Annotated in this window: 5 protein-coding genes; 1 reads left to right on the top strand and 4 read right to left on the bottom strand. The window is 60.2% G+C overall.

Translation table 11 applies throughout. The features are described 5' to 3' along the window. Positions 1 to 265: 265 nt before the first annotated feature. Positions 266 to 1,150 (top strand): ROK family protein, encoded by an 885-nt coding sequence (locus GPK42_RS09640; RefSeq protein ID WP_215694938.1) that lies wholly within the window; start codon positions 266 to 268, stop codon positions 1,148 to 1,150. 95 nt (positions 1,151 to 1,245) lie between these two features. On the opposite strand, the gene GPK42_RS09635 is transcribed toward GPK42_RS09640, so the two are convergent. From GPK42_RS09635 to GPK42_RS09620, 4 genes are all read right to left on the bottom strand, one after another. After that, positions 1,246 to 2,076, bottom strand: a complete 831-nt coding sequence (locus GPK42_RS09635; RefSeq protein ID WP_215694937.1) for a class I SAM-dependent methyltransferase — start codon at positions 2,074 to 2,076, stop codon at positions 1,246 to 1,248. 115 nt (positions 2,077 to 2,191) lie between these two features. Next, the gene (locus GPK42_RS09630) at positions 2,192 to 2,797 is read right to left on the bottom strand and encodes a class I SAM-dependent methyltransferase (RefSeq protein WP_215694936.1); all 606 of its coding nucleotides are present in this window, start codon (positions 2,795 to 2,797) and stop codon (positions 2,192 to 2,194) included. Next, a complete protein-coding gene (locus GPK42_RS09625) occupies positions 2,784 to 3,413 on the bottom strand; it encodes a class I SAM-dependent methyltransferase (RefSeq protein WP_215694935.1) in 630 nt (209 codons plus the stop codon). The genes GPK42_RS09630 and GPK42_RS09625 overlap by 14 nt, the downstream gene beginning before the upstream one ends. A 232-nt stretch (positions 3,414 to 3,645) precedes the next feature. After that, the coding region (locus GPK42_RS09620) for an ATP-binding protein (RefSeq protein WP_215694934.1) at positions 3,646 to 4,099 on the bottom strand (454 nt) is incomplete at its 5' end.

Genomic DNA, 4,099 nt, shown 5'->3' with positions numbered 1-4,099 from the left:
TCAGATTCTAGGACGAAGGCCGTTCTTCGTTAAACGGGCGCTAGAGCGTCACCCTTACACCAACATTTTCGACGCGATCTCTACGAGCGCGAGGACGACATCTCCACCGTCGCCTACTGGTACCAAAGCGAGCCGCACGCCGTGCTCGCCCCGTTTGCCGCAAGGCAGGACCGCGTGCCCAGGTAGGGTCGCCTCGAAACAAGCCAACGTTATGGTCGTCCGCGGTTGACCATGACTGCGGGCGTCCCTTTGTAAGGAGGATCACATGAGCGAAAAGCAAATGAGGCTCGGCGCCCTCGAGGCCGGCGGGACCAAGATGGTCTGTGCCGTGGTGTCCGGCGACGGCGAGGTCCTCGACCGTATGGAGACCCCGACGCTTGCGCCCGCCGAGACCGTCCCGCAGATGATCGAGTGGTTCGCCGCCCGCGATGTGGACGCGTTGGGCATCGGCGCCTTCGGCCCGACCTGCGTCGACCCCGCCGACGAGCGCTACGGCTCCATCCTCCAAACGCCCAAGCTCGCGTGGCGAGGCTATGGTCTTCGCGCCGCGTTCGCCGACGCCCTCGGGATTCCGGTGGCCTACGATACGGACGTGAACGTTGCCTGCCTCGGCGAAGCGGTCTTCGGCTGCTGCAAGGGGCTCAAGGACGCCGTCTACGTGACCATCGGCACCGGCGTGGGCGCGGGCGTCATGTGCGCGGGCAGGCTCCTTCACGGCATGCTGCACCCCGAGGCCGGCCACATGCTGGTAAGGACCCGTCCCACCGAGGAAGGACGCTGCGTCTGCCCGAGCCACGCGAGCTGCCTCGAGGGCCTCGCCTCCGGCCCCGCCATCGCCGCGCGCTGGGGAAAGCCCGCGGCCGAGCTCGCGGACAACGATGAGGTGTGGATGCTCGAGGGGGATTATCTGGGGCAGATGTGTGCGAACCTCGTGCTCATGTACTCGCCTCACCGCATCGTCCTCGGCGGCGGCGTGATGCACCAGGAGCAGCTCTACGGCATCGTCCGCAAGAAGACCCTCGAATATCTGGGTGGCTACATCCAGACCGCCGAGCTTAAGGACATGGAGAGCTACATCTGCGCCCCGGGCTGCGGCGGCGACCAAGGAATCCTCGGCGCGGCCGAGCTGGCAAGAAGGGCGCTCGCGTAACTTGCACTCTCTCCGCCATACAACGCGTTAAGAAAAGGCGAGCGCTTCTTGCCAATTGGGCGGCAAGAAGCGCTCGTCTTTTGCATTTTTGCCTCTCAAAATCTTATTTTCACGATTTGCATTTTCATTCCGTTGTCACCGACCCTTGCGAGAAACCGGAAAAAGCCGCTGACAGAAGGGTCTCTCAAATCGTTGTAGCCCAGCATATAGCCGCGACTTGTAACCTGCAGACGGCTGTTCCACGTGCCGATTTCCTTGGCGGCATCCGAGACCGCAAAATATGCCCCCACATCCTTGATTTTTGCAGACTTAAGCCATGTTTTTGCGATCATCTTTACTGCCGTCCGATTGGCAGCATCAAAGACCAGCACCCCGCCGGGGAAAGCGTCCGCCATCCCCCGCACCAGTTCCCGGACCTGCTGGGTCAGAAAGTAATAGAACACTCCGGAGGCAAAGAACACCGCCCCGCCGGAGGCATCGATTTTGCCAAACCATGCGGTGTCTTTCAGGTCGCAGGGGATATTTTGTTCCCGATCCCCGGCGGGCAGTAGCTGCTGCCGCAAAGCAATCACATCCGGGAAGTCCAGATTGTAGATCCTGCATCTACCGTTGTCGCAGGTTCTGCCAGTGTTGTCCAGTCCGCAGCCCAGGTTGACCACCGCCGCATTGGGGTGGCCTTTCAGGTAATCCCGCACCTCGAAAGCAAGGTCACTCTGCCGCATGGCCACCTCCAGCGCACCAAAGCGCTGCATCAGGCTGCGGGAGTTTTTCTCTGCCTCTGAAAAGTCGTAGTCGATCTGGTCGAGTAGACGAACCGCTGTTTCATCCCTGTAAAGGTTCGGGTACAGCTCCGTACACAGCTTTCGGGAATACAGCGGGAGGATCAGCGTCTCTTGCACGGTGTTTTTCTCAATTTTACATTTCATAGGTTTCTTCCTCAGTGAATAAAAACTGTCATAATTGCCGCCAGCACAGCCGCTATGACTGTCATGACTATCGCCATGTGCAGGATGGATGCAAAAATGCCCGTGCTTGATACCCTTACTTCCGCGCCGTGACGCAGAGCCACCTTTTCTTTTTGCGTATCTGCACCTCGTGAAAACCCGCCTGCTCCAGACACGCCTTTAATTCAATGTCCTTGTAGATGGTCATGCCGCCGATGATCTGCGTCCACCTCTCGTCCTTGTCCGTATCGCCATTGCTTTCGTTGCAGATAAGAATTGTCCCGCCTGGCTTCAGCGTCCGCCAGACCTCACGGAAGCATCGGGGCAAATCAGGCCAAAAATAGACGGTTTCAAAGGCCGTGGCAGCATCGAAGTAGCTATCCTCAAACGCCATATCCGCCACACTGCCTTGCAAGACGGCGCAACGCCCCTCCTGAATTGCAGTTCGGTTGAGCTTTCTAGCCTTCTCCACGCTGACGGGCGAATAGTCGATGCCCTTGACGACGCCATACGGGCATTTTTTCAGCAGCCGTTTTATGTTTGCCCCGCCGCCGCAGCCGCAATCCAGCACCTTTGCGTTTGGCGTAAGTCGTAGAAACTGAAGTCCCCACCGCGCCACAGGGCTGTGCCCCAGATTCATCATGGCAACCATAAGTTTCCCGCCGAGGCCCACGGGCTTGCGGGTGTTTTCAAAGAACGACATCTGGCCCCTCCGATTTCGTGCATTCCGCATAGGTCAACGGGAACGAGGCCTTCAGCACCGCGCTTTTCTGCACTGCCCAGCCGTTTTGACGCAGGAAACGTAGGTATTCCTCGCTTGTCCACCTGCTGTGGAGGGGGAATCCCGCCATACTCATGAAAAAGGTTTTTGCCTTGCCGGAAACCGAACTCCCCGCGTGGGTGAAGGTTGGCGCGATGAGCACGCCGTCGTCCTTCAGCACCCGCCTGATTTCTTGCAGGGCCTTTTCCGGATGCGGCACTATGTGAAGCGCGTTGGACGCGATCACCACATCAAAGGACTTCTGTGCATAGGGCAGGCGGAACATATCTTGTACGGAAAAGTGCAGCTTTGCGGATTGATTGTCCCGCTTTGCTTCAAGGATCATCTTTGCAGAAGCGTCCGTGGCCTCGATGTGCGCCGCCGCATTTACGATGCTCTTTGCGATAAGCCCCGTGCCGGTGGCAACCTCCAGTACGGTTTTTGCTTTCACCACCGGCCTGATCAGCTCATACATCTTCTCATACGCCGCCCGGTCCTTTCGCATGAAACGGTCGTACCGACCGGCATTCTTGTCCCAGAAGCCCTTGCATTCGTGCATTGCTATCGCCCCCAAATAGTTAGAGACATCTAACTATAACACACGAATCATGCAGTAAGATAAGGCTAACCTTATTCTCGGCTAAGACGCATCTCTCCGACCCTTTGAATCACCCCTTTTCACGCCACCCGCTACGAACCCCGGCGGAAACCAGGGAGTGATTAAAGGAGCGGCCTGCGATTTGCGAATCAATTGAGTCATTCCCGAAATCGCGAATCAAGGGCCTGAGTCGTCAGATCCCGCACAGGGGGACCGCGATGGTGGCCACCGCGCCGCCCGAGGGGCTGTTGGCAAGCGAGACGGAGCCCCCGTGGGCGCTCGCGGCCTCGGAGGCGGCGTGGAGGCCGAGCCCGTAGTGGCGGCCTCCGTCGCGCGAGGAGCGGGAGGAGTCGTCTGTGAAGAGGCGCTCGCAGCCGCGTTCGAGGGCGGCGGGAGAGAAGCCCGGTCCGTCGTCGGACACCTCGATGACGAGGTGGCCGCCCTCGACGTCGCAGGAGACCGCCACGCGCGAGCGCGCGTGCTCGGCGGCGTTGGCCACAAGGTTCGCGGCGGCTCGCGCCAGGGCGGTTCGGTCGAGCGGGGCCTCGGGCGCGCCCGCGACGGCAGGGCCCGTGGCCGCGTCGAGCGTCACGCCTCGCGCCCGGGCGATCTGGGCGGCCTCGGCGAGGACCTGTTCGCAGAGCTCG

It is taken from the genome of Collinsella aerofaciens (assembly GCF_018785265.1).
Taxonomy (GTDB): Bacteria; Actinomycetota; Coriobacteriia; order Coriobacteriales; family Coriobacteriaceae; genus Collinsella; species Collinsella aerofaciens_AI.
This window is presented reverse-complemented; position numbering and strand designations above follow the sequence as displayed.

Excerpts from the sequence above, each read along its gene's own strand:
- GPK42_RS09640 (WP_215694938.1), top strand. The coding sequence starts at position 266 with ATGAGCGAAAAGCAAATGAGGCTCGGCGCCCTCGAGGCCGGCGGGACC.
- GPK42_RS09635 (WP_215694937.1), bottom strand. The coding sequence starts at position 2,076 with ATGAAATGTAAAATTGAGAAAAACACCGTGCAAGAGACGCTGATCCTC.
- GPK42_RS09625 (WP_215694935.1), bottom strand. The coding sequence starts at position 3,413 with ATGCACGAATGCAAGGGCTTCTGGGACAAGAATGCCGGTCGGTACGAC.
- GPK42_RS09630 (WP_215694936.1), bottom strand. The coding sequence starts at position 2,797 with ATGTCGTTCTTTGAAAACACCCGCAAGCCCGTGGGCCTCGGCGGGAAA.